The sequence below is a fragment of the Curtobacterium sp. MCSS17_005 genome (genome assembly GCF_003234225.2).
GTDB lineage: Bacteria > Actinomycetota > Actinomycetes > Actinomycetales > Microbacteriaceae > Curtobacterium > Curtobacterium flaccumfaciens.
In genome coordinates this window covers 825,632-851,786 of record NZ_CP126258.1, presented here as the reverse complement: position 1 = coordinate 851,786, position 26,155 = coordinate 825,632, and the positions used below count along the sequence as shown (strand labels likewise).

General features: G+C 71.4%; 22 protein-coding genes. 6 read left to right on the top strand and 16 right to left on the bottom strand.

The annotated features are described in order from the left end of the window. Positions 1–91: 91 nt before the first annotated feature. The 12 genes from mfd to DEJ20_RS04160 form a co-directional block, all read right to left on the bottom strand. Positions 92–3,700: a transcription-repair coupling factor gene (gene mfd, locus DEJ20_RS04215; RefSeq protein ID WP_111235395.1), complete on the bottom strand. Its 3,609-nt coding sequence runs from the start codon at positions 3,698–3,700 to the stop codon at positions 92–94. 82 nt (positions 3,701–3,782) lie between these two features. After that, positions 3,783–4,370 (bottom strand): aminoacyl-tRNA hydrolase, encoded by a 588-nt coding sequence (pth, locus tag DEJ20_RS04210; RefSeq protein WP_111235394.1) that lies wholly within the window; start codon positions 4,368–4,370, stop codon positions 3,783–3,785. A 43-nt stretch (positions 4,371–4,413) separates the two neighbouring features. Beyond that, the gene (locus DEJ20_RS04205) at positions 4,414–5,037 is read right to left on the bottom strand and encodes a 50S ribosomal protein L25/general stress protein Ctc (RefSeq protein WP_111235393.1); all 624 of its coding nucleotides are present in this window, start codon (positions 5,035–5,037) and stop codon (positions 4,414–4,416) included. A 230-nt stretch (positions 5,038–5,267) separates the two neighbouring features. Continuing rightward, a complete protein-coding gene (locus DEJ20_RS04200) occupies positions 5,268–6,182 on the bottom strand; it encodes a hypothetical protein (protein ID WP_111235392.1) in 915 nt (304 codons plus the stop codon). A gap of 63 nt (positions 6,183–6,245) precedes the next feature. Next, positions 6,246–7,598: a D-mannonate dehydratase ManD gene (manD, locus tag DEJ20_RS04195; RefSeq protein WP_239001473.1), complete on the bottom strand. Its 1,353-nt coding sequence runs from the start codon at positions 7,596–7,598 to the stop codon at positions 6,246–6,248. Continuing rightward, positions 7,595–8,878 (bottom strand): mannitol dehydrogenase family protein, encoded by a 1,284-nt coding sequence (locus tag DEJ20_RS04190; protein ID WP_111235391.1) that lies wholly within the window; start codon positions 8,876–8,878, stop codon positions 7,595–7,597. Before DEJ20_RS04190 ends, manD begins: the two co-directional genes overlap by 4 nt. Further along, on the bottom strand, positions 8,875–9,762 hold the full coding sequence (locus DEJ20_RS04185) for a sugar phosphate isomerase/epimerase family protein (RefSeq protein ID WP_111235390.1): 888 nt from the start codon (positions 9,760–9,762) through the stop codon (positions 8,875–8,877). The genes DEJ20_RS04190 and DEJ20_RS04185 overlap by 4 nt, the downstream gene beginning before the upstream one ends. Continuing rightward, positions 9,759–10,970, bottom strand: coding sequence for a Gfo/Idh/MocA family oxidoreductase (locus tag DEJ20_RS04180; protein WP_111235389.1), 1,212 nt, complete (start codon positions 10,968–10,970; stop codon positions 9,759–9,761). Before DEJ20_RS04180 ends, DEJ20_RS04185 begins: the two co-directional genes overlap by 4 nt. Continuing rightward, entirely contained in the window at positions 10,967–11,806 is an 840-nt protein-coding gene (locus DEJ20_RS04175; protein ID WP_111235388.1) for a sugar phosphate isomerase/epimerase family protein, read from the bottom strand. The genes DEJ20_RS04180 and DEJ20_RS04175 overlap by 4 nt, the downstream gene beginning before the upstream one ends. 73 nt (positions 11,807–11,879) lie before the next feature. Continuing rightward, positions 11,880–12,839, bottom strand: a complete 960-nt coding sequence (locus DEJ20_RS04170) for a carbohydrate ABC transporter permease (protein WP_027464480.1) — start codon at positions 12,837–12,839, stop codon at positions 11,880–11,882. After that, complete coding sequence (locus tag DEJ20_RS04165) at positions 12,836–13,858, bottom strand: carbohydrate ABC transporter permease (RefSeq protein WP_027464479.1); 1,023 nt, start codon at positions 13,856–13,858, stop codon at positions 12,836–12,838. Before DEJ20_RS04165 ends, DEJ20_RS04170 begins: the two co-directional genes overlap by 4 nt. Further along, a complete protein-coding gene (locus DEJ20_RS04160) occupies positions 13,858–15,213 on the bottom strand; it encodes an ABC transporter substrate-binding protein (protein ID WP_181431548.1) in 1,356 nt (451 codons plus the stop codon). Before DEJ20_RS04160 ends, DEJ20_RS04165 begins: the two co-directional genes overlap by 1 nt. Before the next feature lie 120 nt (positions 15,214–15,333). Between DEJ20_RS04160 and DEJ20_RS04155 the strand changes: the two genes are divergently transcribed. The 3 genes from DEJ20_RS04155 (at position 15,334) to DEJ20_RS04145 (ending at position 18,778) form a co-directional block, all read left to right on the top strand. After that, positions 15,334–16,485: a LacI family DNA-binding transcriptional regulator gene (locus tag DEJ20_RS04155; protein WP_181431547.1), complete on the top strand. Its 1,152-nt coding sequence runs from the start codon at positions 15,334–15,336 to the stop codon at positions 16,483–16,485. A gap of 62 nt (positions 16,486–16,547) precedes the next feature. Next, positions 16,548–18,044 carry a glucuronate isomerase gene (gene uxaC, locus DEJ20_RS04150; RefSeq protein ID WP_111235387.1) on the top strand — a complete coding sequence of 499 codons (1,497 nt, stop codon included), beginning with the start codon at positions 16,548–16,550 and terminating at the stop codon, positions 18,042–18,044. A gap of 134 nt (positions 18,045–18,178) precedes the next feature. Further along, entirely contained in the window at positions 18,179–18,778 is a 600-nt protein-coding gene (locus DEJ20_RS04145) for a class I SAM-dependent methyltransferase (RefSeq protein ID WP_111235386.1), read from the top strand. A gap of 12 nt (positions 18,779–18,790) precedes the next feature. On the opposite strand, the gene DEJ20_RS04140 is transcribed toward DEJ20_RS04145, so the two are convergent. Beyond that, a complete protein-coding gene (locus tag DEJ20_RS04140; RefSeq protein WP_111235385.1) occupies positions 18,791–19,462 on the bottom strand; it encodes a response regulator in 672 nt (223 codons plus the stop codon). Continuing rightward, positions 19,459–20,790: a sensor histidine kinase gene (locus DEJ20_RS04135; protein ID WP_181431546.1), complete on the bottom strand. Its 1,332-nt coding sequence runs from the start codon at positions 20,788–20,790 to the stop codon at positions 19,459–19,461. The genes DEJ20_RS04140 and DEJ20_RS04135 overlap by 4 nt, the downstream gene beginning before the upstream one ends. Positions 20,791–21,004: 214 nt before the next feature. On the opposite strand from DEJ20_RS04135, the gene DEJ20_RS04130 reads away from it, so the two are divergent. Next, positions 21,005–21,268, top strand: a complete 264-nt coding sequence (locus DEJ20_RS04130) for an SHOCT domain-containing protein (protein ID WP_051596490.1) — start codon at positions 21,005–21,007, stop codon at positions 21,266–21,268. Here DEJ20_RS04130 and DEJ20_RS04125 read toward each other — a convergent pair. Further along, positions 21,255–21,794, bottom strand: a complete 540-nt coding sequence (locus tag DEJ20_RS04125; RefSeq protein WP_111235382.1) for a gluconokinase — start codon at positions 21,792–21,794, stop codon at positions 21,255–21,257. The genes DEJ20_RS04130 and DEJ20_RS04125 overlap by 14 nt on opposite strands. Before the next feature lie 112 nt (positions 21,795–21,906). Between DEJ20_RS04125 and gnd the strand changes: the two genes are divergently transcribed. After that, complete coding sequence (gene gnd / locus DEJ20_RS04120) at positions 21,907–23,364, top strand: NADP-dependent phosphogluconate dehydrogenase (protein WP_111235381.1); 1,458 nt, start codon at positions 21,907–21,909, stop codon at positions 23,362–23,364. Between the two features lie 81 nt (positions 23,365–23,445). Here gnd and DEJ20_RS04115 read toward each other — a convergent pair whose 3' ends face one another. After that, complete coding sequence (locus tag DEJ20_RS04115) at positions 23,446–24,129, bottom strand: hypothetical protein (protein ID WP_146245433.1); 684 nt, start codon at positions 24,127–24,129, stop codon at positions 23,446–23,448. A 172-nt stretch (positions 24,130–24,301) separates the two neighbouring features. On the opposite strand from DEJ20_RS04115, the gene DEJ20_RS04110 reads away from it, so the two are divergent. Next, positions 24,302–25,936 (top strand): molybdopterin-dependent oxidoreductase, encoded by a 1,635-nt coding sequence (locus DEJ20_RS04110; RefSeq protein WP_111235379.1) that lies wholly within the window; start codon positions 24,302–24,304, stop codon positions 25,934–25,936. Positions 25,937–26,155: the final 219 nt, after the last annotated feature.

Sequence of the window (26,155 nt, the reverse complement as noted above, 5' to 3'; positions counted from 1 at the left end):
CGAACGGCGTGCGCGCCGTGGACGTGGCCGATGACGGACTGGAGGCACGGTGCGGGCCCGCACCGTGCCTCCAGTCCGTCGGCGCTCGCGTCTACGCGGCCGGCGCCTCTGCGGGGGTCGTCGCCCCGTAGACGGCGGTGAGGATGCTCTCCACCCACTGGATGAGGGCGTCGTCCGGCAGCGCCTGGTCGTGCGGACGCGGCATCGGGATGCTCGTCGCGTTCTGCTGCGGGAACCAGCGCGCCCCCGGGAACATGCGCTTCAGGCGCACCTGCGACGAGTCGGCGAGCTCCTTGCCGGCGACCCGCAGGTTCGAGCCCATCACCACGACGTCGGACAGGCCGACCTGCTGCGCCATGCGACGGAGGCGGGAGACCTCGACCAGGGTCTGCACGGCCTGCGGCGGCTGCCCGTAGCGGTCGGTGAGCTCGTCGAGCACCATGTCGATCGCGTTCGGCTGGGCCGTCGGGGCCGAGGCCGCCGAGAGCTTCTGGTACGCCTCGAGTCGGAGTCGCTCGGACTCGACGTAGTCCTCGGGGATGTGCGCGTCGACGGGGATCTCGAGCCGGAGCTCGGTCTGCCCCTCGGCGACGTCGCCACGGAACTGCGACACCGCCTCGCCGATCATCCGCAGGTACAGGTCGAACCCGACGCCTGCGATGTGGCCGGACTGCTCCCCGCCGAGCAGGTTGCCGGCCCCGCGGATCTCGAGGTCCTTCATGGCGACCTGCATGCCCGCGCCGAGCTCGTTGTTCGCGGCGATGGTCTCGAGGCGGTCCTGCGCGGTCTCGGACAGCGGCTTGTCGGAGTCGTAGAGGAAGTACGCGTACCCGCGCTCCCGCCCACGGCCGACACGACCGCGCAGCTGGTGCAGCTGCGACAGGCCGTACTTGTCCGCCTTGTCGATGATGAGCGTGTTCGCGTTCGCGATGTCCAGGCCCGTCTCGATGATCGTCGTCGAGACGAGGACGTCGAAGCGGCGCTCCCAGAAGTCGACCATGACCTGCTCGAGGGTGGTCTCCGACATCTGCCCGTGCGCCACGGCGATGCGGGCGTCCGGCACGATCTCGGCCAGGTGCGCGGCGACCGACTGGATGTCCTTCACGCGGTTGTGCACGTAGAACACCTGGCCCTCGCGCAGCAGCTCGCGGCGGATCGCCGCCGCCACCTGCAGGTCGGACTGCGGTCCGACGAAGGTCAGGATCGGGTGGCGGTCCTCGGGCGGGGTGGCGAGGGTCGACATCTCGCGGATGCCCGTGACCGCCATCTCGAGCGAGCGCGGGATCGGGGTCGCCGACATCGCCAGGACGTCGACGTTCGTCTTGAACTTCTTGAGCTGGTCCTTGTGCTCGACGCCGAACCGCTGTTCCTCGTCGATGATGACGAGCCCGACGTCCTTGAAGGTGATGCCCTGCGACAGGATCCGGTGGGTCGCGATCACGATGTCGACCGTGCCGTCGGCGAGCCCGGCGATGGTCTCCTTCGACTCCTTCTCGGTCTGGAACCGGCTCAGGGCCCGCAGGTGCACGGGGAACCCGGCGAAGCGCTCCTGGAGCGTCTCCATGTGCTGGCGGACGAGCAGGGTCGTCGGGACGAGCATGACGACCTGCTTGCCGTCCTGCACGGCCTTGAACGCGGCACGGATCGCGACTTCGGTCTTGCCGTAGCCGACGTCGCCGGAGAGCAGGCGGTCCATCGGGATCGGGCGTTCCATGTCGCGCTTGATCTCGTCGATCGTGGTGAGCTGGTCGGCGGTCTCGGCGAACGGGAACGCCTCTTCCAGCTCGCGCTGCCACGGCGTGTCCGGACCGAACGCGTGCCCCTTCGACGCCATGCGCGCCGAGTAGAGCTTGACCAGGTCGACTGCGATGTCGCGGACGGCCTTGCGGGCCTTCGACTTGGCGGCGGACCAGTCCGAGCCGCCCATCTTCGACAGGGTCGGGGACTCGCCACCGACGTAGCGCGACAGCTGGTCGAGCTGGTCGGTCGGCACGAAGAGCTTGTCACCCGGGTAGTTGCGCTTCGACGGCGCGTACTCGAGCACGAGGTACTCGCGCTGCGTCTTCACGGCGTTCCGGCCACCGCTGGAGACCTCGCGGCTGACGAGCTCGACGAACTTGCCGATGCCGTGGGTCGCGTGCACGACGACGTCGCCCGGCTTGAGCTGCAGCGGGTCGACGACGTTCTTGCGTCGGCTCGCGAGCTTCTTGACGGTGCGGGCACCCTGCTGGACGCTGCGGCCGTAGAACTCCGCCTCGCTCAGGACCGCGATGCGGGGGTCTGGGATGGCGAAGCCGTGCTCGACGGTCGCGGTCGTCACGACGGCGAACCCCGGCTCGGGCGGCGCGTCGACCGCTGCGGCACGAGCGGCGACCCCGGCGTCGGCGAGCACCTGCACCGCACGCTCGACCAGGCCCTGGCCCTGCGCGGTCACCACGACGGCCCACCCGTCGTCGGTCAGCGACTTGACGTGCGCGATCGCCCCGTCGGCGCTGCCCGCGAAGCTCGGCACCGCCTCGGCCCGGACGCGGATGTACTCGCCGGCCTCGGCAGCCGCCTCGGCGTCGGTGAGGACGCGCTCGGTGTCCCCTTCGTCGAGGCCGGAGTCGAACGGCGACACCGTCCACCAGGTGCGCTGCCCCCGGGTGTTCTTGAGCTGCTGCACGGTCAGGAAGTTGCCCGCGTCGAGGTCGATCGGCGCCTGGGCACCGGCGACCGCTGCGCTCCAGGCCGCCTGCAGGAACTCGGTGTTCGTCTCGGCGAGGCTGTTCGCCCGGCCGTTCACCCGCTCGGGCGAGAACACCGCGATGGTGGCGTCGTCCGGCAGGTAGGAGGTCATCGGCACGAGGTCCTGCACGAGCGCCGGGGCGAGGGACTCCATGCCCTCGACCGGGATGCCCTCGGCGATCTTCGCGAGCATCTGCGACAGGTTCGGGAACTCGTGCAGCATCTCGCGCGCCCGCTGCCGGACGTCGTCGCTGAGCAGGAGTTCGCGCGAGGCGGTCAACTCGACCGAGCCGAGGTCGTCCTCGGTCGTGCGCTGGTCGGCGACGGAGAACGCCTTGATCGCCTCGATCTCGTCGCCGAAGAAGTCGACGCGTGCCGGGTGGTCGGCCGTCGGCGGGAAGACGTCGAGGATGCCACCGCGCACCGCGAACTCACCACGGCGGGTGACGAGGTCGACGCGCGAGTAGGCGAGGTCCACCAGCTGGGACGCGATCGCCGCCAGGTCGTTGCCCCGCGAGTCGGTCCGCAGCACCACGGGCGCCAGGGAGGTCAGGTTGCTCGCGATCGGCTGCAGCGCGGCGCGGACGCTCGCGACGACGATGGTCTGGCGACGCTCGGCCGGGTCCGCGGCCTGCCACGCCGCGAGCTTCCGGAGCGTCGCGATGCGCGTGCCGACGGTCTGGGCACTCGGGCTGAGGCGTTCGTGCGGCAGGGTCTCCCACGCCGGGAACTCGAGCACGTCGGCGTCGGGGACGTAGCTGCCGAACGCTTCGCGGACCGCCTCGGCTTCACGCCCGGTCGCCGTGATGACGAGGACGCACTGCGGACCGTTGCGCTCGGCGAGCAGCGCGCCGAGCAGCGGCACGCGCAGGCCGTCCACGACGGAGAAGTCGGCGTCGCGCGGTGCGGCGCGCAGCACGCGATCGAAGGCGGAGGCGCGCGAGAGCGCAGGGATGATGCCCGAGATCGTCACTCAGGAGATGGTACCGGCCGCCACCGACACCGGCCGCGGCGTGCGCGACGGGCGAACAGCGCCGACGCCCAGCACGGAGCGCTCAGGACGGAGCGTGCACGCGCTGCTGTGCGGCGAGCAGCCCGACCTCGGCGATCGCCTCTACCGCGTCGGCCGCGTCGGCCAGCAGGATCGGCAGCGTCTTCTTCTCGGCGGCGGAGAAGTCACGCAGCACGTAGTCGGCCGGGTCCTGCCGACCGGGCGGACGACCGATGCCCACCCGGACGCGCATGAACTCGTTCGTTCCGGTGGCCTTGATGATGTCGCGCAGCCCGTTGTGCCCGCCGTGCCCGCCACTGCCCTTCAGGCGGACGGTGTCGAACGGCAGGTCGAGCTCGTCGTGCACGACGACGAGGTCGGCCGGAGTGGCGCTGTAGAACCCGAGCACCGAGGAGACCGGTCCGCCCGAGGTGTTCATGAACGACCCGGGCTTCGCCAGCACGAGTCGTGTGCCGCCGGGCACCAGGCGCCCCTCGGCGACCTGGTTCGGCGTCTTGTGCTTCTTGAACGTGGCTCCCATGCGGGACGCGAGTTCGTCGAGGACCATCTGGCCGACGTTGTGGCGGTTGCCGGCGTAGTCGGGCCCGGGGTTCCCGAGCCCGACCACCACCAGGATGCTGCTGCCGTTCATGAGCGCAGTGTCACAGCGTCGACCAGATGTCTTCGAAGGGGTGTTACTCGGAGTCCGCGGCGCCCTCGGCACCCGACTCGGCGCCGGCCTCGGCCGAGGCCTCGTCCGCAGCGTCGTCGTCAGCGGTGCCACGCGGGGTGACGATCGCGACGACCAGCGCCTCGGGGTCGGTCTCGAGCTCGGCGCCCTCGGGGAGCTCGAGCTGCGCGGCGTGGACCTGCACGCCGTCCTCGAGGCCCTCGACGTTCACGGAGACGTGCTCCGGGATGTCGGTGGCGAGCACGAGCAGCGAGATCGTGTTGAGGTCCTGCACGTGGATGGTGCCGGAGAAGGACTCGCCCTCGATGACGACGGGCACGTCGACCGTGACCTTCTCGCCGCGGCGGAGGACCACGAGGTCGATGTGCTCGATGATCTGGCGCACCGGGTCACGCTGGACGTCCTTGACGAGGGCGAGCTGTGCAGCACCCTCGATGTCGAGGTCGACGACCGCGTTGGCGGTACGGACGAGCAGCATGGTCTCGTGACCGGGCAGCGAGATGTGCTTCGGCTCGGTGCCGTGGCCGTAGACGACCGCGGGGATCTTGTCGGCCGCGCGGAGCTTGCGAGCAGCGCCCTTGCCGAACTTGGTGCGGACTTCCGCTGCGAGCTTGGTGTAGTCGGCCATGGTGCCTCCTGGTGTCGGGGACGACGCCGGGGTGCCGGCATCGTGGGGGTCTGTGGTGTTGCAACTCGAACGCGTGCACGCGTGAGGAACGATCCCAGGGTCTTGCCGGGTATCCCACCGCGTCGATCACGGCCGCGCGTACGCAGCCCTCGCCGAAGTCAGGGATTGAGTCTAGCAGGACCGTCCGGGCGTGTCGTCCCGTGATCTGCCCGCTCCGGCTGCGACGCCGCTCAGCGCCCGACCTTCCGCCGGTGCTCCTGCGCGGCGCGGAGGACGTCGCGCGCCCGGTCGCTCGCCGCCTCGGCCTCGTCGCGGGCTGCCTCGAGCCGGGTGATCTCGGCCTCGGCCTGCTCGAGGGCACGCTGGAGCTCCGCGCGGCGCTCCTCGGCCTGTTCGAGATCGGCCTCGGCGGTGTCGAGCGCGGCGTCGGCGTCGCGCGACTCCGTGCGCGCTGCGGTCTCGGCCTGGCGCGCGGCCTTCCGGTCGGCGGCGGGGTCGCGCTTCGGCTCGGGTTCGGGTTCGGGTTCGGCGTCCGGTTCCGGGGCGTCGCGCTGCGCGGGCCTGGAGGCACGGCTCGCCTTCCGCGCACCCCTCGCCTGGGAGATGGGGATGGGTGGGGCATCACTGCCGGACCAGGCATCGGGCACCGCGTCCGGATCCGCGAGCGCCCCGTCGAGGTCGACCGCGTCGAACCCCACGCTCTCGAGCGCCGTCACGAGCAGCCCCGACCGGACGACCGCTCCGGCGTGCGGGTCTGCCATCGCCGCCTCGATCGTCGACCGGACCTGCTCGAGCACCGCCGGGGTGACGGGGTGTCCGGCGTCGGACGCCAGGTCCGCACCGGCCTGCGCGAGGGCGTCGACGACCTCGGCGCGCTGCCGACGGAGGGTCCGGATCGCGTCGGGGTCGGCGTCGGCCTGGGCCTTGCGGAGCGCCGGTCCGAGGTCGACGGCGTCGTCGAGGGCACTGTCGTGCGCGAGCAGGTCGATCACCCATGCGGCCGGGGCGGGCTTCCGGAGCTGCCCGACCGCCGTCGCGAGGGCACGGTCGTCCTTCCGCACCGCGCGCTGCCGTGCGGTTCGCTCGGCGACGAAGTCCTGCGGTGCGACGAGCAGCAGCTCCCTGGCGACGTCGGCGAAGTCCATGCGACCACTGTGCCTGCTCAACACCGTGCCCGTTCAACACCGTGCCCGCCACGGCGCCGGGGACTACCAGTCGTGGACGGTGCCGTCGGCCAGGCGGTTGAACGGCAGGTACGCCTGCTCGTAGGGGTACTTGCCGGCCTCGTCGACGTCGAGGCTGACCCCGAGGCCCGGCTCGTCACCCGGGTGCAGGTAGCCGTCGGTGAACGTGAACGTCTGGTGGAACACCTGGTTGGTCTGCGGTCCGTGCTGCATGTACTCCTGGATGCCGAAGTTGTGGATCGCGAGCCCGAGGTGCATCTGCGCGGCGAGCCCCACCGGGGAGATGTCGGTCGGTCCGTGGAACCCGGACCTGACCTGGTAGAGCGCCGCGTACTCCATCGTCTTCTTGAGCGGGGTGACGCCGCCCATGTGCGTCACGGCACCGCGGACGTAGTCGATGAGCTGGTCGCGGATGATGTCCTTGAAGTCCCAGATGGTGTTGAAGACCTCCCCGATCGCCAGCGGCGTCGTGGTGTGCTGCCGGACGAGCTTCAGGGCCTCCTGGTTCTCGGCGGGGGTGCAGTCCTCGAGCCAGAACAGGTCGTAGGGCTCGAGCGACTTGCCGAGCTTGGCAGCCTGCAGCGGGGTCATCCGGTGGTGGCCGTCGTGCAGCAGCGGCAGTTCGGGGCCGAACTCGTTGCGGACGGCCTCGAACACGGTGGGCACGTGGCGCAGGTAGGCGCGGGTGTCCCAGTCCTCCATCGCCGGGTACGCCCCGCGCTGGGCGGGCTCGAAGTCGTAGCGGACGCCGGCGTTGCCCTCGGTGGTCCTGTTCGACGCGATGCCGTAGATGGACTCGAGACCGGGGACGCCGGTCTGCACCCGGATCGAGCGGTAGCCCTCTTCCTGGTGCTCGCGGATGGAGTCGAACAGTTCGGGCAGCTCCTTGCCCGAGGCGTGGCCGTACGCCATGAGCCCGGTGCGCGATGCCCCGCCGAGCAGCTGGTACAGCGGCATCCCGGCGACCTTCGCCTTGATGTCCCAGAGGGCCATGTCGACGGCCGCGATCGCGGCCATGGTGACCGGACCACGGCGCCAGTACGACGACCGGTACAGGAACTGCCAGGCGTCCTCGATGCGGCTGGCGTCACGGCCGACGAGCAGCGGGACGACGTGCTCGGACAGGTACGCGGAGACCGCGAGCTCGCGGCCGTTCAGGGTGGCGTCGCCGAGCCCGGTGACGCCGTCGGCCGTGGTGAGCTTGAGCGTCACGAAGTTCCGGTTCGGGCTGGTCACGATGACCTCGGCCCGCTCGATCAGCTGGCCGCGGTCCGCCGAGGCCCAGGTGTCCGGACGGCCGGCGGTGGTCTCGGCCGGCCCGCTGTCGGTGGCGCCGGGGACCGGGGCCGCGGGGTTCGTGGTGTTCGTGTCGGTCATGCGTGGACTCCTCCGTTGGAGCGTTCGCGGGCGGGTGCCGCGGCGGTGCGGATGCGGTCGGCCGCCGCCGTCACGGCGGCGACCACGGGGGTGGTGTCGAGTTCGGGCGCGACGACGGCCAGGACGTCGTGCACGTCCGAGTCTGGCCCGGGGGCACCGGGGTCGTCCACCAGGTCGGACTGCTCGGTGACGTGCAACCACCACGCGGCGAGGGCGGTGGCCGCTCCGGTGCCGATGCCGGCCGAGGGGTCGCGGGCGAGCCGGTGCCGCACGACGTCGACGACACGGACGGGCAGCTTCTGCGAGCCGCCGGACGCGATCTGCCGAAGCGTGTGCCGGATGCGCGGGTTGGCGAACCGTTCGACCAGGGCCGTGCGGGCGTCTTTGACCTCGGCCTCGGGCAGGGGCAGCTCGAGCGCGGCTTCGTCCCAGAGCTGCTCGACGGCGGTGCGGCAGACCGGGTCGTCCATCGCCTCGGCCACGGTGTCGTGGCCGAGCTGCAGCCCCAGGTAGGCGAGGAGCGAGTGCGAGCCGTTCAGCAGCCAGAGCTTCCGCTGCTCGTACGGGGTGACGTCGTCGACGATCCGGACGCCGGCCGTCTGCCACGCCGGTCGGTCGATCCCGTCGAAGGCGTCCTCGAGCGCCCACTCGGCGAACGGCTCGGTGACGACGGGGACCCGGTCTCCGGCGAGCGCACCCGGCAGTTCCGACAGGCGCGCGACGTCGTCGTCGGTGGTGGCCGGGGTGATCCGGTCGACCATCGAGCTCGGGAACGTGACGTTCGCCTCGATCCAGTCGTGCAGGGCGTCGTCGGTGACGGCGTCGAGCACGGCGTCGCGGAGGACCACCCCGTTGCGCGTCAGGTTGTCGAGACTGACCAGCGCGATGCGCCCGGACCCGGCGGCACGGCGGGCGTCGAGCCCCGCGACCAGCCGCGCCGGCACGTCGGAACCGGGCCGGTAGCCCTGCTCGGTGACCGTCAGCGTGACGATGGTCGTCTCCGGGGACGCGACCACGTGCCTCCAGGCCGTGTCGTCGCTGCCCGGGTGGGCGGCCACGATCGTGTCGACCACCTCGGCTCCGTCGCCGGACGCGGCTCGGGTGACGAGCGTGTACCGGCAGTCCTGCGCGATCAACGCGTCCGCGGCGGCGGGCGAGCGGCCGGTGAAGGCGGTGATGCCCCACGGCTCCCCCGTGGTGTGGGCGGTGTACCAGGCGAGGTGGGCACGAGCGAACGCGCCCACCCCCAGGTGGACGATGCCCGGACGCCGATCGGTCATGCCGACACCGGCACGAGGGAGCGGAGGTACGCCAGGTTGTCGGCGGTGCGGGTCTCGAGCGGGAGGTCGGTGGAGAAGTCCTCGATGGTGACCCACCCGTCGTACCCGACCTGGCGGAGCGCGTCGAGGTACTCGGACACCGACGCCTGGCCGGTGCGCAGGGGTGCCCACTCGTGCTGCCAGATCGAACTGCCGTCGGCACGGGTGTCGCCGGTGTCCACCCAGCGGGCGTTCTTCACGTGGGCGTGTGCCAGGTACGGCCCGAGCAGTTCGAACGCGGCGAGGTGGTCCTCGTACCCCTCGATCACGAGGTTGCCGAGGTCGTGGATGACGCCGACGTGTGCGGGGTCGAGACCGTCGATCAGTCGCAGTGCCGCGGAGGCCGACGGCGTGATCGTCATGTGGTGCAGCTCGACGAGTGCTTTCACGCCGAGCTCCGACGCACGCGACGCGACCCACTCGAGGTCGGCGCGGGTGCGGTCGAAGAGCTGCGGGTAGGTCTCGCCAATGCGTTCCTGCTCGGCACGGTAGTGCGGCATCGTGACGCGGACCTGCCGGGCGCCGAGTTCGCTGGTCACGCGCAGCATGGTCTCGACGCCGTCGTGGTCGGCGGCCGGCTGGTAGCCGCCGATGCCCGAGTACTCGAGCCCGGCGGCGTCGGTGACCCGGGCGATCTCGCCGACCCGGTCGCGGATGCCGGTGTACTGCCACGTCGAGTTGTTGCCCGCCCAGAACGACCGCTCGACGGGGACTTCGGCGCCGTCGGCAGGGCGGTCGTCGACGATGCGCCACTCGATGCCGTCCCAGCCCTGTGCGGCCAGGGTCTCGGCGGCTTCGGACGGGGTCCAGTCGGGGGTGGAGGCGGTGAACACGGAGAACTTCATCGGGTGGCTCCTTCGGTCGCGGTGGCGGTTGCGGGTGTGCCGACGACCGGCACCACGTCGTCGTACTTTCCCTCGATCACGTCGTCGATGCGGACGGGTTGCCCGAGCGTCGCGCTGACGTAGAGCCCGCGGACGGTGGCGAGCGAGACCAGGGCCGCGTCGACGGTGACACCCGGTTCGCGCCCTTGTCGGATCGCGTCGACGATGTCCGTGTACTGCCGAGCGTGCCCCGCGGCGAAGTGGTCGGGTTCGGCCGGGCCGCCGACGACGTGCTCGGGCGGGACGACGTCGTCTTTCTGGTCGACGGCTCCGGCGACCGCGGTGGCGTTCGACGTGGTCGCGGCGGACTCGAGCGTGGCGGTGTCCGGGGCGATGTGGAAGTAGGCGAGCCGGTCGTCGTCGACGATGGCGGAGCCGTGCGTGCCGTACACGGCGTACCGGGCGGAGAGCCCCGGGTACGCCGCGGTCGTGCAGTGGACGACCCCGAGCGCCCCGCCGGCGAACCGGACCGTGGCGACGGCGGTGTCCTCGACCTCGATGCGGTCGTGCGCGAGCAGGCCGGTCTGCGCGGAGATCTCGACCGGACGACCGAGCGCCCAGACGAGCAGGTCGACGGTGTGCACGCCCTGGTTCATCACCGCGCCGCCGCCGTCGAGCGCCCAGGTGCCGCGCCAGTCACCGGAGTCGTAGTACCCCTGCGACCGGTACCACGCGACGCTCGCGAGCCCCGAGGTCACGGTGCCGAACCCGCCGTCGTGCGCGGCCCGGGCGACGGCCGCCGACGCCGGGTCGAAGCGGTGCTGGCTGATGACGCTCGTGACGAGCCCGCGGTCACGAGCGGCTGCGGCGAGCGCCGCGATCTGCCGGGCCCGGGGCATCGTGGTGTCGAGCGGCTTCTCGATGACGACGTGCTTGCCGGCGGCCAGGGCGGCCTCGGCGAGCTGCACGTGCATGCCGGACGGCGAGCAGACGGCGACGACGTCGATGTCGGTCTGTTCGATCGCTTCCTCGATGGTGGACGTCGTGATCGGGCGGGCGACGCCCATCGCCTCGATTGCGTCGGCTGCGCTCGTGGCGGCTTCGGGCACGGCGTCGACGAGGGCGACGACCTGCAGGTCGGGGTGGTGGACGGCGACGGTGGCGTGGTGGCGTCCGATGACACCGGCGCCGACGACGGCCAGGCGGAGCGGGTTGGTGGGTTCGGTCATCGCAGGGTGACTCCGATCTGGTCGGTGAGGGTGCGGAAGGCCCGGCCGGCACGACCGAAGGCCGCGGGGCCGGAGAACCCGCCGAGGGAGGTGAAGTCGCTGAGGTGCGGCTCGAGCGAGGCGTACCCGGAGTACCCGGCGTCGCGGAGGGCGGTCAGGGTCTGGAGCAGTTCGCCGTCACCCTCGCCCGCGGGGACCACCGACGAGTCGGCGGCGAGGGCGTCCTTGACCTGCAGGTAGTCGACGTAGGGGGCGAGCTGCTCCCAGCCGTCGGTGAAGGGCCGGACGCCGCACTGCACGTAGTTCGCGTTGTCCCAGGCCAGGCGGAGCGCGGACGAACCGACGCTCTCGACGATGTCGAGCACCCGCGCGGGGACGTCGCCGTAGATGTCCTTCTCGTTCTCGTGCAGCAGCGTCACGCCTTCGCGCTCGGCGAGGTCGGCGAGCGCCCGCATCTGGACGAGGACGTCGTCGCGGACGTCGTCGGGGCTGCGGCCCTCGAAGTAGAACGAGAAGATCCGGATGTTCGTCGTGCCGAGGGCGTGCGCGGCACGGATCGCACGGGCGAGCCGTGACACCTCGTGCTCGACGGGTTCGTCGACGGGCACCTTGCCGATCGGCGAGGCGATCGCGGACACGGTCTGGCCGCGCTCGTCGAGCAGCCGGTGGAGTCGGGCGAGCTGGTCCTCGTCGAGGTCGACGACGTTGACGCCCCAGGCGCTGCGGACCTCGATGGCGCTCGCGCCGAGCGCCTGGAGGACCGCGACCTGGACGACCGGGTCGGCGTCGATCTCGTCGCCGAAACCGGAGAGTTCCCAACTGGGCTGGTCGGTCATGGTGTCCTTTCGTTCGGACGGGAGGCGCGTGGCGGGACGGCCACGGGCCTCCAGTCCGGTTCTGGGTTGCGGCCTACTTGACGGAGCCGGCGGTGAGCCCGCCGACCAGGTAGCGCTGGAAGATCAGGTACAGGGCGACGACCGGGACCGCGCAGACGATCGAGGCGGCCATCATCTGGCCGTAGATCGGAACCGCGCCGCCCTCTTGGGTGGTGCCGAGCACCTGCAGGACCACGGCCACCGTCCGGGTGTTCGGGGTCGTCATGATCGTGGAGAACAGGACGTCGTTCCAGCCGAGCAGGAAGGCGAAGATCGCGGACACGACGATGCCCGGCCACGACAGCGGGAGCACGATCTTCGTCAGGATCTTCGTCGAGCTGGCGCCGTCGATGCGCGCCGCTTCCTCGAGTTCCTTCGGCAGGCCGCGCAGGTACGTGACCATCACCCACGTCGAGAACGGCAGGGCGAAGGTCAGGTAGGTGACGAACAGGCCCCACCGGGTGCCGATGATCTGCACGCCGGTGGCGCTGGCGATGTTCGAGAACACCACGAAGACCGGCAGGAGCAGGAGCGTGCCCGGGATCGACTGCAGCGCGAGGAGCCCACGCAGGATGGTGAGCCGCCCGAGGAACCGGAACCGGACGAGCACGTAGGCCGTGGACACGGCGAGCGCAGCACTCGCGACGGCGACGGCACCGGCGGTGAGCATCGAGTTCACCAGTCCCTCGCCGAGGGCGACGGTGGACCAGATCTCGACGTAGTTCGACAGCGTGAACTCCGACGGGAAGTACTCGCCACGGGCGACGGCGACGTCGGAGTTCACCGAGCCGAACAGGATGTAGAGCACGGGGACGGCGATGAACGCGATGATCACCGCGATGACGGTGACGAGCAGCCAGCGCGGCAGCAGCCGGGTGACGTCGGTGTCGTACGGGCGCTTGTTCCGTCGCCCGCCGTTGCCGGTCGTGATGCTCTCGGTGAGCGTCGCGGTGGGGCGGGTGCGGGTGCTGAAGGACGTGCTCGGGGTGGTCATGCGCGTGCTCCGTCGATGTCGGCGGCGGTCGGGGCGGCGGCGAGCGTGGCGCGGTCGGCGCGACGCTGCTTCCGGTTGGGGCCGGCGTCGTCGCCGGTGTCGAGCTTGACCGCCCGCAGGTAGACGAACAGCGGGATCGCGACGATCACGAGCGAGCAGATCGCCATCGCTGCGGACAGGCCGAAGCGGAACGACTGGAAGCTCGCGATGTACGTCAGGACGGGCATCACCTCGACGCTGGACGGCAGCGGGATGCCGAACAGCACGAACGGCAGCGTGAAGTTGTTGATGTTGTGCAGGATCGAGATGATCACCGCGAGGCTGAGGGGTCCGCGCAGGTACGGGAAGATGATGTACCGCAGCTTCGCCCACCAGGTCACCCCGTCGAGCGCGGCGGCCTCGTGCACCTCGTTGTCCACGGCCTGCAGTCCGGCCAGGGACAGCAGGTAGACGAAGGGCCAGCTCGTCCAGATCATCACGCCGGCGAGCGCCCAGTACGACGCCGAGCCGTTCAGCCACAGCACATCGGTGTGCAGGATCGAGTTCACGACCCCCTGCGGCTGGAGCATCGTGCGGAAGAACGTGCCGACGACGAACGCGGGGAGCACGTACGGGATCAGGTAGATCGAGCGGACGAGCCCGCGACCGGGGAACCGGTTCTGCGTCGAGATCGCGGCGGCGACCCCGATCGGCACGGTCACGGCCGTGACGAGCACCGACAGCGACACCGAGATCCAGATGGAGTGCAGCAGCGGCGAGTTCGTGAACGCCTCCGTGAAGTTGGCGAACCCGACGAACGGGGCGCTGAACCACTGGCGGAGCGTGTACTGGTCGAGGTCGAGCATCGCGATCCAGAAGCCCACCAGGAGCGGCACCACGATGACGGCGAGCATGAGGACCCCGCCGGGCAGGAGCATCCACAGTGGACGCTCCCGTTTGTAGAGGGGCGTCTTGCCGGCCGGACGGACCGGCCGGGGCGGCGCCGCGTCGGTGCGGGGCCTGGTCTGCGTGCTGGTCATCACAGACCTCCGTTCTTCTGACGGTCGAGGGTGGCCTGGGCGTCCTTCTGGGCGTCCTGCAGTCGCTTGCGGAGCTGGTCGTCGGTGACCTCGCCGGACTTCAGCGACGGGATCGACTGCACGACCACGTCGACCAGGGCGAGCTGGATGTCGGACCAGGCGCCGGTGAACGCGGTCGGCTTGGACAGGCGGCCGGCGTCGATGATCGGCTTGAGCTGCGGGTTGTCGGCCGCCAGGTCGGCGGCGGCCGACGCGTTGGTCGGCAGGTTGCCGAACAGGTCGTAGTACTCGAGCTGGGCCTTCGGCGCGCTGAGCTGCTTGACGAACGCGAACGACAGCTCCTGCTTGCTGCCGTAGTCGGCGACGACCCAGTTGTCGCCGGACAGGATGCTGGCGGCCTCGATGCCGTCGGACGGCCGCTCGGACGCCCCCGGCGGGACGGTGGGCAGCAGGGCGAACTCGTACTTGCCGTCGACCTTGGTGTCCGTGAAGGAGTTGATGGCGGTGGTGGTCGTCATCGGGAAGAACGCGGCCTTGCCCTCGGTGAACTGCGCGAGGGCCTGGGCGTTGTTCCAACCGATCGCGGCCGGGTCGACGACGCCGTCCTTCGTCACCCAGTCGAAGTAGGTGCGGTAGGCGTTCTCGACGGCCTCGCTGTCGATCTCGGCCTTCGAGCCGTCGACGATCGTGTTGCCGGCGTTCTGGGCCATCCCCCACACGAACTTCCAGGGGTCGAAGCCGTCGGCGTAGGCGATCGCCATCCCGTGGCGTCCGTCACCCGTGGTGGCCTTCGCGTCGGCGGTCAGCTCGTCCCACGTCGTGGGCATGTCGGTGATCCCGGCCTTCGCGAGCAGGTCTTTGTTCACCGCCATCACGAACGGACGGCTGGCGAACGGGATCCCGATCTGCTTCGACGCACTCGGACCGGAGATGCCGAACGACGCGGGGTCGAACTGGTCCTTGCCGCCGATCGCGTCCCACTCCTTCGTGCCCATCTCGACGAAGGCACCGGTGGCGTACGCGGTCGGGGTGAAGGTGGTGCCGATCGCGTAGACGTCGGGGCCCTGGCCGGAGATGACGCTCGTCTGGATCGCGGTCAGTTCCTCCTGCGCGGACGAGTAGGTCTCCCACTGGATGTCCGCACCGGTGGTGCGCTTGAACTCGGCGGCGGTCTCCCGCTGCCACTGCTTGCGTTCCTTGGGGTAGGTGGTGTCCGCGCCCATCATCACGCGGAGGGTGTTCGGGTCGTCGCCGCTGCCGTTCACCACAGCGCATCCCTGCAGGGACAGTGCGGCGACGGCGACCACGGCGACGGCACCGACGAGGGTGCGGACTTGCAGTCTTCGCGTCTTCACGGGGGTTTCCTCCTCGAGACCTCCTCCGAGCGGCGCTGCTCGGTGGCACCACTGTTCCGCCGTTGGCAACATGCGGCAACCGGTTGCCACTTGTTGCCAGACGCGAATACGTTCGGCCTCGTGAAGGACCTCTCGACGGACGGTGGCGGGCGCACGGGCGGTGCCGCGGGCGGTGCTGGTGGCGCCGTCGCCGCTGGCGCGGGCGCCGCCGTTGGTGCTCGTGCTGCCGGCGCCGCCGCTGGTGCCGCGCGTCGCGTCACCATCCGCGACATCGCCGACGCCACCGGGGTCGCCGCGTCCACCGTCTCCCGCGCCCTGTCCCTGCCCGACCGGGTCAACCCCGTCACCCAGGAGCGCATCCAGCGGGCAGCCCGCGAGCTCGGCTACGTCGCCAACTCGCAGGCCCGGGCACTGACCTCCGGCCGCACCCGCGCCGTCGCCGTGCTCGTGTCCGACATCACGAACCCCTTCTACTTCGACGTCATCCGCGGCACCCAGCACCAGCTCGCCGGGGCCGGCTGGACGCAGCTGCTCGTCGACACCGAGGAGTCCGCCGACGCCGAGATGGCCGCACTCACCGCCGTGGGGGCGAAGGCCGACGGGGTCGTGCTCACGGCGTCACGACTGTCCGACGCGCAGATCGCGCGGTTCGCCGAGCGGATCCCCCTGGTCGTGGTGAACCGCCGACCCACCGGCGTGCCATCGGTGCTCATCGACACCCCCGGCGGGGTGGAGCAGGCGGTGCAGCACCTGGTGTCGCTGGGACACCGGGAGATCCTGTACGTCGCCGGGCCGGACAGCTCGTGGTCGAACGAGCGTCGGTGGCGCGCGCTCGTGCAGGTCGCCAAGCGCCTGGGGATCCGTGTCGCCCGGGTCGGGCCGCACGCACCCTTCGTCGACTCCGGCGCCGCGGCCGCCGACGCCGCCGTGCACGCCGGTGCGACCGCGTGCATCGCCTTCAACGACCTGATCGCCATCGGGATGCTCGCCCGGCTGCGGGAGCGCGGAGTCCGCGTCCCCGAGGACATGAGCATCGTCGGTTGCGACGACATCTTCGGCGCTGACTTCTGCAACCCGCCGCTCACCACGATGACCTCGCCGATCGAGCGGGCCGGCCGGGTCGCGATCCGGATGCTGCTCGGACGGCTCGGCGCGCTGCCCGCCGACGAACTGCCCGGGGAGCACATGTCCGGCGCCGTCGCCCTGCCCACCCACCTGACCGTGCGCGAGTCGACCGGGCCGGTACCCCGTGCCGGCACCGGCACCGGCTGATCCCCCACGAGCAGCCCCCGCACTCGCCACCGGCGAACTCGCCGCCCTCGAAGGAGTCGATGATGACCCGCACCAGCACCCCCACCCGGCTCGCACCGCACCCCGACCGGCTGTTCCCCGCCGACCCCGGAGCGCGAGCCGTCGCACGCACCGTGTACGAGGCGGTCAAGAACGCACCGATCATCTCGCCGCACGGGCACGTCGACGCAGCGCTGATCGCCTCGGACCAGCCGTTCAGCGACCCCGCATCGCTGCTCATCACGCCCGACCACTACGTGCTCCGCCTGCTGCACGCGAACGGGGTGGACCTGGCCGCGCTGGGACGCGCGGACCTGTCGGGGCCCCGCCCGGGCTCGCAGGCTCGCCCGGCGGCGTCGGCGCATCGCTGGCGCGATGCCGCTGAGCCGACGCCGCCAGGCCGTGCCATCTGGCGGCAGCTGGCGGAGCACTGGGACGACTTCCTCGGAACCCCCGTGCGGTACTGGTTCGAGACGGAGCTGCACGACGTGTTCGGGCTCGACCAGGCACCGTCCGCGGCGAACGCCGACGACCAGTACGACCACATCGCCGGCCTGCTGGCGTCCCCCGCCTTCCGGCCACGCGCGCTCTTCGACGCCTTCGGCATCGAGGTCCTCGCCACCACGGACGGCCCGGCGGACGACCTCGCTGGGCACGCGCAGCTCGCGGCGGACCCCGGCTTCACCGGCCGGGTGCTCCCCACGTTCCGCGCGGACGCCGTGTTCGACCCGACGCGGTCGGACTGGAGGCCCGTGGTCGCGTCGATCGGCGAGGCCTCCGGCATCGACACGGGCACCCACGCAGGGCTGCTGGCGGCTCTCCGCGCACGTCGCCACTACTTCATCGAGCACGGTGCGACCGCCACGGACACCGGGGTGCTCGACGCGGGCTCCGCTCCCCTGCCGTCGAGCGAGCGGGAACGCATCCACGCGGCGGCGCTGCGCGATGCGTCGTCGGTCACGGAGGCCGAGGCGACGGCGTACCGGCACGACATGCTCTACCGCTGGGCGGAGATGAGCGTCGAGGACGGCCTCGTCATGCAGCTGCACCCCGGGGTGATCCGGAACCACCACACCCCGACGCTCGAGCGCTTCGGGCCGGACACCGGACACGACCTGCCGGCCGTCGGGTCCTTCACCGAGCCGCTCCGGCCGCTGCTCGAGTCCTTCGGCACCGCTCCCGGGTTCCACCTCGTGCTCTTCACCGTCGACGAGACCGTCTTCTCGCGCGAGATCGGGCCGCTCGCGGGCTTCTACCCCGCCGTGTACGCGGGCGCACCGTGGTGGTTCATCGACACCCCGGCGGCCATCGGGCGCTACCGGTCGGCCGTCACCGACTCGGCGTCGTTCACGAAGACCTCCGGGTTCATCGACGACACCCGTGCGTACTGCTCCATCCCCGCGCGGCACGACATGGCACGGCGGGCGGACGCGGCGTACCTGGCGTCGCTCGTGGTCACGCACCAGGTCTCGGAGGAGGACGCCGTCCGCACCGCCCGCCGCATCGTGTCCGACATCCCGCGGGCGACGTTCAAGCTCTGACGCGGGCGGGTGCGGCGTGGTGCTGCGCGGTGCTGCCGCGTGGTGCGAGGTTCCGTGCCTGGTGCGAGGGGTGCCGGGTCGCACGGAACACGGAACCTCGCACGGTTCGGCGCTGCGGCGGTACGGTCGGGCGCATGACGGAGCGCGTGACGGCGGCGTACAGCGCTCGGGCCGACGAGTACGCGGCACTGCTCGGGTCGATGGACGCCGTCCACCCCGACGACCGATCCCTCGTCGACGCCTGGGCAGCCGGTCGCCGCGGTCCCCTGGTCGACGCCGGGTGCGGCCCCGGTCACTGGACGGCGCACCTCGCACGGCAGGGGCACCATGTCAGCGGCATCGACGGGACGCCGGAGTTCGTCGAGCACGCACGACGGACGCACGGCGCCTCGGTCGAGTTCCGTGTCGGGTCGGTCGACGCGCTCCCGCTCGCGGACGGCAGCGTCAACGGGGTCCTGGCCTGGTACTCGGTGATCCACCACGAGCCGTCGCGGATCGGTGAGCCACTCGCCGAGTTCCGTCGGGTGCTCACTCCCGGCGGTGGGCTGCTGCTCGGGTTCTTCGAGGGCGCCGCGGTCGAAGCCTTCGACCACGCGGTCGTCACCGCCTACCGCTGGCCGGTCGCGTCCCTGGTGGCGCTGCTGGACGAAGCGGGCTTCGACGTCGTGGACGTCCACACCCGCACGGCTCCGGAGCACCGGCCGCACGGGGCGATCAGTGCGGTGCGCCGCTGATCGGCCGCGGTGTCAGGGCTGCCAGCCCGGAGTGACGAGTCCGGTCTCGTAGGCGAACACGACGAGCTGCGCGCGGTCGCGGGCACCGAGCTTGATCATCGCTCGGGAGACGTGGGTCTTCGTGGTGAGCGGACTGACGAACAGCCGCGCGGCGATCTCGGCGTTGGTGAGCCCGACCGCCACGAGCTGCATGACCTCGCGCTCGCGCTCGGTGAGCACCGAGAGGCCCGGCGCGAGGGACGACGGCTTCGCGTGGGTGGCGTACGCCTCGACCAGGGAACGGGTCGCACCGGGTGAGAGCAACGAGTCGCCGGCCACCACGGTGCGGACGGCGCGGAGGAGCTCGGCGGGTTCCGTGTCCTTCACCAGGAACCCGGCCGCCCCGGACCGGATCGCCTCGAAGACGTAATCGTCCTGCTCGAAGGTCGTGAGGATGACGACGTGCACGCCGTCGAGGTCCGGGTCGTCGCTGATGCTGCGGGTGGCGGCGAGCCCGTCGGTGCCGGGCATGCGGATGTCCATGAGCACCACGTCGGGTCGCAGCGCCCGGGCAGCTTCGACCGCAGCGTCCCCGTCGCCGGCCTCGCCGACGACGGCCATGCCGGGTTCGGCGTCGAGGAGCGCGCGGAGGCCGGCACGGATGAGGACCTGGTCGTCGACGAGCAGGACGGTGATCGGGGTCATGATCCGGCTCCGTCCGCGACGTCGATCGAACCGGCGTCCTCGGTCGAACCGGCGTCGTCGGTCGAACCGGCGGTACTGATCGGCAGGCGTGCCACGACGCGCCAACCGCCGTCCGTCGTCGGACCCACGGACAGCTCTCCGCCGACCGCGGCGGCGCGCTCCCGCATGCCGATGATGCCGTTGCCGGTCGCGCCGAGGCCGACTCGTCGCGCGGAGCGGTCCGGGACGGCCGACGGGTGGTCCTCGACGACCAGGTCGACGACGTCGGCCCCGACGGTGACCACGACCGACGTGTCGTGTCCGGGGGCGTGCTTCATGACGTTGGTGACGGATTCCTGCACGATGCGGAAAGCGCTCCGGCCGCTGGTCCCGTTGACGCTCGACGGGTCGCCGTGGATCCGGAGCTCGACCGCGACGCCGGCGGCACGCGCTCGATCGACGAGCTCCGCGACCCGATCGAGGCCGGGAACGGGACTCCGATCGGGTCCACCGGTGCTCGCGGGGCCGCCGTCCACCGAGCGCAGCACCCCGAGGATCGTCCGGAGCTCGACGAGCGCATCGCGGCTCGAGTCACGGATGTTCAGCAGGGCGTCGTGGGTCTGCGCGGGGAGTCCGTCACCGAGGTGCAGAGCCACGCCCGCCTGCAGGTTGATGAGGGACATGCTGTGCGCCACCGAGTCGTGCAGTTCGCGAGCGATGCGCACACGCTCCTCGCCCGCCCGCACCCGTTCAGCTTCGGCACGCTGTCGACGGCGTTCGGCGACCCGCTCGACCTGCACCCGGACGAGTTCGGACACGGCGATCGTCACCGTCAGCCACGCCGCGCACAGCAGCACAGCACCGAGGTCGAGCCCCGGAGCCCGGCCGAGCAGCACGTCGGCCGACGGGAGCACCAGGACGGCGGCGACAGCGGCCACCGCCACGGTCCGTCGGTGGCCCCGCAGCCACGCGTTCACGACGGCCATCGTGAGCGCCGCCACGAAGGGCCCGCGGGGGCTGACGACCAGGGCGTACCCGACGGTCGTCGCCAACGTGACGAGCAGCACCGACCGTGGCCACCTCCACCGCCACGGCAGGACGACGACGCCGGCCACGAGGAGCGCGCCGGCGAGTGGGCCGAGCACGACGGGATCGACGCCGCCGACCGCACCGTGTCGTGCCCACGGCGGACCGCCCGTCCCTGCGACCGTGATGCGGGACGCGAGGATCGTGCCGACGATCTGCACGACGGCCACCGGCAGGACCCGACCGGACCGGGCGAACCGCTGGCGTCCCGGCCAGCGGTCGCCAGCCGAGTCGCGGTCGTCTTCGCGTGGCCCTGTCGTCATGCGTCGAGCCTAGGGACGTCGGTCCGCGCCGGCATCGACCGCAGGGGTGCCTGTGGACTACTCCCCGGGGAGTAGGTCCCTGGTGAGGAACGACCGCAGTACGACCGCGGGAGCAGACGGAATTGGGGCTGCGCGGCGGACGCGTGGCGGGCCTCCAGGCCGGAGAGTCGACGTGTCGCGACAGCGGCCCCGAAACCGACCACAGGAGATCACCGTGTTCACGTCCATCACCGCATCCGCACTCACGACGGCAGCAGCCCACGGCCCGTACTGGCAGGGCGGCGGGTTCCCGTTCTTCCTGTTCCCCGCGTTCTTCTTCTTCGCGTTCCTCGTCGTGTTCCTGGTGTTCGGGGTGCTCCGACGAGGGAGCTGGCGCGCCCGCTCCGACGCCCGCGGTGTGCTGGCCGACCGGTTCGCTCGCGGCGACATCGACGCCGAGGAGTACCGCGCCCGGCTGTCCGAGCTCAGCCGGAAGTGACCGCGAGCGCGGCGAGGATCTCCCGCACGGTGTCGTCGACCGCTCCGTCGATCGACACCGCGACGGCGGCCTCGCCGGGCTGCGGCCGCTCGAGGGTCGCGAACTGCGAGTCGAGCAGCGTCGTCGGCATGTACTCGTGCTGGCGGTGGGACTGCCGTTCGGCGATCAGGTCGCGCGACCCGTCGAGGAAGGCGATGACGAGACCCGGCGCGGACCCGCGCAGACGGTCCCGGTAGGCACGCTTGAGCGCCGAGTTCGCCATCACGCACCGGGAGCCGTCCGATTCGACCGCGGCGATCCGCTCGGCGCAGGCGTCGAGCCACGGCCAGCGGTCCTCGTCGGTGAGCGGGATCCCCTGCCGCATCTTCTCCTTGTTGGCGACCGGGTGCAGGTCGTCGGCGTCGACGAAGACGCACGGTTCGCCCTGCGCGACCAGGGCGTCGGTGAGCGCCTGGCCGATGGTGGACTTGCCGGAGCCGGAGACCCCCATCACGAGGACGGGTGGATGGACAGCGAGCTCGCTCATCCCTCCACAGTATTGATCCGGTGAACTCTGGTCCCCAGTTCCCGCAACACCTGTGCGCTCCCAGACCGCCGGTCGTAGGTTGGGCGCCAACGTCAGGACAAAGGAGGCCCCCGTGGCAGACAACAACGGTCAGGCGAACATCGGAGTCGTCGGACTCGCAGTGATGGGCTCGAACCTCGCCCGCAACCTCGCATCGCGCGAAGGCAACACGGTGGCGGTCTACAACCGCACGTACGCCCGCACCGAGGAGCTGCTCCAGGAGCACGGCGACGCCGGGTTCATCGCGTCCGAGGACATCGACGGGTTCGTCGCCTCGCTGTCGAAGCCCCGGACCGCCATCATCATGGTGCAGGCCGGCAAGGGCACCGACGCCGTGATCGGACAGCTCGCCGAACGCTTCGAACCGGGCGACATCATCGTCGACGGCGGCAACGCGAACTTCCACGACACCATCCGACGTGAGCACGACCTGCGCGAGAAGGGCCTGAACTTCGTCGGCACCGGTATCTCCGGTGGTGAAGAGGGCGCACTCAAGGGCCCGTCGATCATGCCCGGTGGCTCGAAGGAGGCCTGGGAGACGCTCGGGCCGATCCTGAAGTCGATCGCCGCGGTCGCCGAAGGTGAACCGTGCGTGACCCACATCGGCACCGACGGCGCCGGGCACTTCGTCAAGATGGTGCACAACGGCATCGAGTACGCCGACATGCAGCTCATCGCCGAGTCGTACGACCTGCTCCGTCGCGTCGGCGGGCTCTCGGTGGAGGACCTGGTGCAGGTCTTCGACGAGTGGAACAAGGGCGACCTCGAGTCCTACCTGATCGAGATCACCGGCGAGGTCCTCAAGCAGCGCGACGCCGACACCGGCAAGCCGCTCGTCGACGTCATCCGTGACGCGGCCGGCTCGAAGGGCACCGGCGTCTGGACCGTGCAGAACGCCGTGGGCCTGGGCATCCCCGTCTCGGGCATCGGCGAAGCCGTGTTCGCCCGTGCGGTGTCGTCGAAGCCGACGCAGCGTGCCGCCGTGCAGCAGTCGATCAAGAACCGTCCGCAGATCGCCGAGGTGCCGGACACCTTCGCCGACGACGTCCGTGCGGCGCTCTACGCCTCGAAGGTCGTCGCGTACGCGCAGGGCTTCGACCTCATCATCGCCGGGGCGAAGGAGTACGGCTGGGACATCGACCTCGGCAACGTCGCGAAGATCTGGCGGGGCGGCTGCATCATCCGCGCCCAGTTCCTGAACCGCATCGTCGAGGCCTACGCCGAGAACCCGAAGCTCGAGTCGCTGCTCGTCGACCCGTACTTCGCGAACGCCGTCGCCGAGGGCGAAGCCGCCTGGCGCCGCATCGTCGGCATCGCGGCGGCCTCCGGGATCCCAGCCCCCGGCTTCTCATCCGCGCTGTCGTACTTCGACTCCCTCGCGTCCGAACGCCTCCCCGCAGCGCTCATCCAGGGCCAGCGCGACTTCTTCGGCGCACACACCTACCAGCGCATCGACAAGGACGGCACCTTCCACACGCTGTGGTCCGACGACGACCGCCGCGAGGTCGAGCAGGAGCCGTCCACGCACTGACGACCGCACCCACAGCCGACCACGGAGGTCGGTGCGGGTTCTGCAAGGAGGGCCTCGCTGACCCCGGGGCCCTCCGCTGCGTCAGGCGACGATGCGTTCCCGTGCCAGGTCGGCGACGAGCCGGTCCAGCCGCGGACCGCGCCCGAGCAGCCGACGCGAACCCGGGGCGGTCCGGACGAAGAAGGTCGCCACGGCGGGGGTGTCGTCCGGACGCACGTGGTGGATCGCCACCGCACACGCGCGGCGAGCACCACCGGAACCACCGGGTCGCGCCGAGCTGCCGAGTTGCCCCGAACCGTCGACGCCGTCCGCCACGTCTTCGAGCCCGACGTGCACGACGCGACTCCACCGGATCACGAGCAGCCGGGTCGCCCGCCGTTCGTCGAGTTCCCACAGGGAGGCCTCGGTGGCGCCGAAGGCCCAGGTGACGCGCGAACCGAGGTGGGTGTCCGGACGGACCTCGTCGACGATGCCGCGGAGTTCCGGTGTCGGCGCCGCCGGCACGAGCCACACCGTCGGGTCGATCCGCCGGATGGCGAGTGCGAGGGCCTCGTCCGCCTGCCGCCGCCGTACCGTCGCGGTCCGCACGACGGCGACCACGATGACCACGACGCCGAGGGCGATCGCGCCGAACTCGACGATGCCGTACCAGGAGAGGTCGACGCCCGGTGCCGTCGAGACGACGACGATCCGGGTGATCAGGAGGACCAGCCAGACGGCGACGATGACCCAGCGCAGGGTGGCGAGTCGACGTGCCGGAGACATCGGTGTCCGCCGTGCACCGCGGGCACGACCGGACCGCGGGACACCATCCGGACGCTGCAGCACGGTCCGATCCTCCCACGAGCCGCGCGCCACCTGCTGGCTGAACCTAATGAACGCGCGGGGAAGCGCGCACACACAGCCCACGAGCGGCCGGGCGACCTACGCTCGGGCGGTGACCACCGAGACGACGGACGAACCGATCGGTCGATCGACGGCGGGTCCGTCGGACGGCCCGAGCAGGCCGGACGGCCCTCCGACCCGACGTTGGACGCTGATCGCCGCGATCGTCGGCGTCGTGGCTGCCGCCGCGTTCCTCGGCGTCGCCGAGTTCGGCGCGCTGCTGCTCGGCGGAGCGGGCAGCCCCCTGGTCGCCGTCGGGTCCGCCGTCATCGACCTCGCTCCCCCGGGAGCCAAGGACTTCATGGTCGCCGTGTTCGGCACGGGGGACAAGGTCGCCCTGTTCGTGCTCATGACGGTGATCGTCATCGCGATCAGTGCGGGTGCCGGTGTCCTCGAACGTGTGCGCCCGCCCTTCGGTGCCCTCGTGTTCGCCGCCGGTGGTGTGCTGGCGCTGCTGGCCGTCAGCACCCGCTCGGGCAGCGGGACGCTCGACGGCGCCCCGACGGTCCTCGGCATCGCTGCGGCCGTGGTCGTCCTGCGTCTGCTGCTCCAGCGGCTGCGCCGGTGGGAGGCCGCGGCGACCGTGCCGACGGCGGCACCGCGACCCGCCTCGGCTGAGCGCCGCACGTTCCTGGTCTGGGGCGTCGCGACGGCGACCCTCGCGGTCGTGGTGGGCACCGCCTCCCGGCTCGGGTCGTCCGCGATGCAGGCGGCCGCTGCTGCCAGGCGGGCCATCCGGCTGCCCGCCGCGGCCACCGCTGCACCGGTGGTCCCCGCGGGTGCGTCGCTCGATGTCGACGGCATCACCCCGTACATCACGCCGAATGCCGACTTCTACCGGATCGACACGGCCCTCCGGGTGCCGCAGGTCGATCCCGCCGACTGGTCGCTCCGCATCCACGGTGCGGTCGAGCAGGAGATCACACTGACGTGGGACGAGCTGCTCGCACTGCCGCTCGAGGAGCACGTGGCCACCCTGAGCTGCGTGTCGAACGAGGTCGGCGGTGACCTCATCGGCACGGCCCGCTGGCTGGGCTACCCCATCCGGAAGCTCCTCGCCCGGGCACGTCCGACGGGCGACGCCGACATGGTGCTCTCACGGAGCATCGACGGGTTCTCCGCCGGCACCCCGCTCGACGTGCTGCAGGACGACGGCACCGCGGCGCTGCTCGCGGTCGGGATGAACGGCGAGCCCCTGCCGACCGAGCACGGGTTCCCGGTGCGGATGGTCGTGCCGGGCCTGTTCGGGTACGTCTCGGCGACGAAGTGGGTCACCGAGCTCGAGGTCACCCGGTTCGCCGACGCGCAGGGCTACTGGACCCCGCGTGGCTGGTCGGAGCGTGGCCCGGTCAAGCTCGAGTCCCGCATCGACACCCCGCGGAACGGGTCGACGGTGACCGCGGGCAAGCCGGTCGCGATCGCGGGGGTCGCGTGGCAGCCGCACAAGGGCGTGAAGGCCGTCGAGGTCCGCGTCGGAGGCGGCGACTGGCAGCGTGCCGAACTCGCCGACTCGGTCTCCGCGGACACCTGGCGGCAGTGGGTGGTGCGGTGGACGCCGACCGCCGGCTCGCACCGCATCGAGGTGCGCGCGACCAGTGCGGACGGCGAGGTGCAGACGAGCGTGGACCGGCCGCCGGCGCCCAACGGTGCGACGGGCTGGCACACGGTGACGGTCGACGCGCGCTGACCGTCCGGGAGCGGTCTGCGACACGCCCGCTGACTGCCGTCGAGGTGGCAGAAAGCGTCGGTTCGCGGACGCGCAGACGACACTTCGTGCCGCCGCGGCGAACCTGAGCGGCATGTCCTGACCACTCGGCGCCGGGGCGCTCCGGTCACCCGACGGCCTGGAGGCCCGGTGCCTGCCCGCCCCGCCCCTCGCCCTGGTCGCGCGACACGCCACGTGCGT

What these genes read in the sequence shown, in the direction of transcription:
- pth (WP_111235394.1), bottom strand. Translation starts at nt 4,370, where the DNA reads ATGAACGGCAGCAGCATCCTGGTGGTGGTCGGGCTCGGGAACCCCGGG.
- DEJ20_RS04205 (WP_111235393.1), bottom strand. Translation starts at nt 5,037, where the DNA reads ATGGCCGACTACACCAAGCTCGCAGCGGAAGTCCGCACCAAGTTCGGC.
- DEJ20_RS04200 (WP_111235392.1), bottom strand. Translation starts at nt 6,182, where the DNA reads ATGGACTTCGCCGACGTCGCCAGGGAGCTGCTGCTCGTCGCACCGCAG.
- manD (WP_239001473.1), bottom strand. Translation starts at nt 7,598, where the DNA reads ATGACCGACACGAACACCACGAACCCCGCGGCCCCGGTCCCCGGCGCC.
- DEJ20_RS04190 (WP_111235391.1), bottom strand. Translation starts at nt 8,878, where the DNA reads ATGACCGATCGGCGTCCGGGCATCGTCCACCTGGGGGTGGGCGCGTTC.
- DEJ20_RS04185 (WP_111235390.1), bottom strand. Translation starts at nt 9,762, where the DNA reads ATGAAGTTCTCCGTGTTCACCGCCTCCACCCCCGACTGGACCCCGTCC.
- DEJ20_RS04180 (WP_111235389.1), bottom strand. Translation starts at nt 10,970, where the DNA reads ATGACCGAACCCACCAACCCGCTCCGCCTGGCCGTCGTCGGCGCCGGT.
- DEJ20_RS04175 (WP_111235388.1), bottom strand. Translation starts at nt 11,806, where the DNA reads ATGACCGACCAGCCCAGTTGGGAACTCTCCGGTTTCGGCGACGAGATC.
- DEJ20_RS04170 (WP_027464480.1), bottom strand. Translation starts at nt 12,839, where the DNA reads ATGACCACCCCGAGCACGTCCTTCAGCACCCGCACCCGCCCCACCGCG.
- DEJ20_RS04165 (WP_027464479.1), bottom strand. Translation starts at nt 13,858, where the DNA reads ATGACCAGCACGCAGACCAGGCCCCGCACCGACGCGGCGCCGCCCCGG.
- uxaC (WP_111235387.1), top strand. Translation starts at nt 16,548, where the DNA reads ATGACCCGCACCAGCACCCCCACCCGGCTCGCACCGCACCCCGACCGG.
- DEJ20_RS04145 (WP_111235386.1), top strand. Translation starts at nt 18,179, where the DNA reads ATGACGGAGCGCGTGACGGCGGCGTACAGCGCTCGGGCCGACGAGTAC.
- DEJ20_RS04140 (WP_111235385.1), bottom strand. Translation starts at nt 19,462, where the DNA reads ATGACCCCGATCACCGTCCTGCTCGTCGACGACCAGGTCCTCATCCGT.
- DEJ20_RS04135 (WP_181431546.1), bottom strand. Translation starts at nt 20,790, where the DNA reads ATGACGACAGGGCCACGCGAAGACGACCGCGACTCGGCTGGCGACCGC.
- DEJ20_RS04125 (WP_111235382.1), bottom strand. Translation starts at nt 21,794, where the DNA reads ATGAGCGAGCTCGCTGTCCATCCACCCGTCCTCGTGATGGGGGTCTCC.
- DEJ20_RS04115 (WP_146245433.1), bottom strand. Translation starts at nt 24,129, where the DNA reads ATGTCTCCGGCACGTCGACTCGCCACCCTGCGCTGGGTCATCGTCGCC.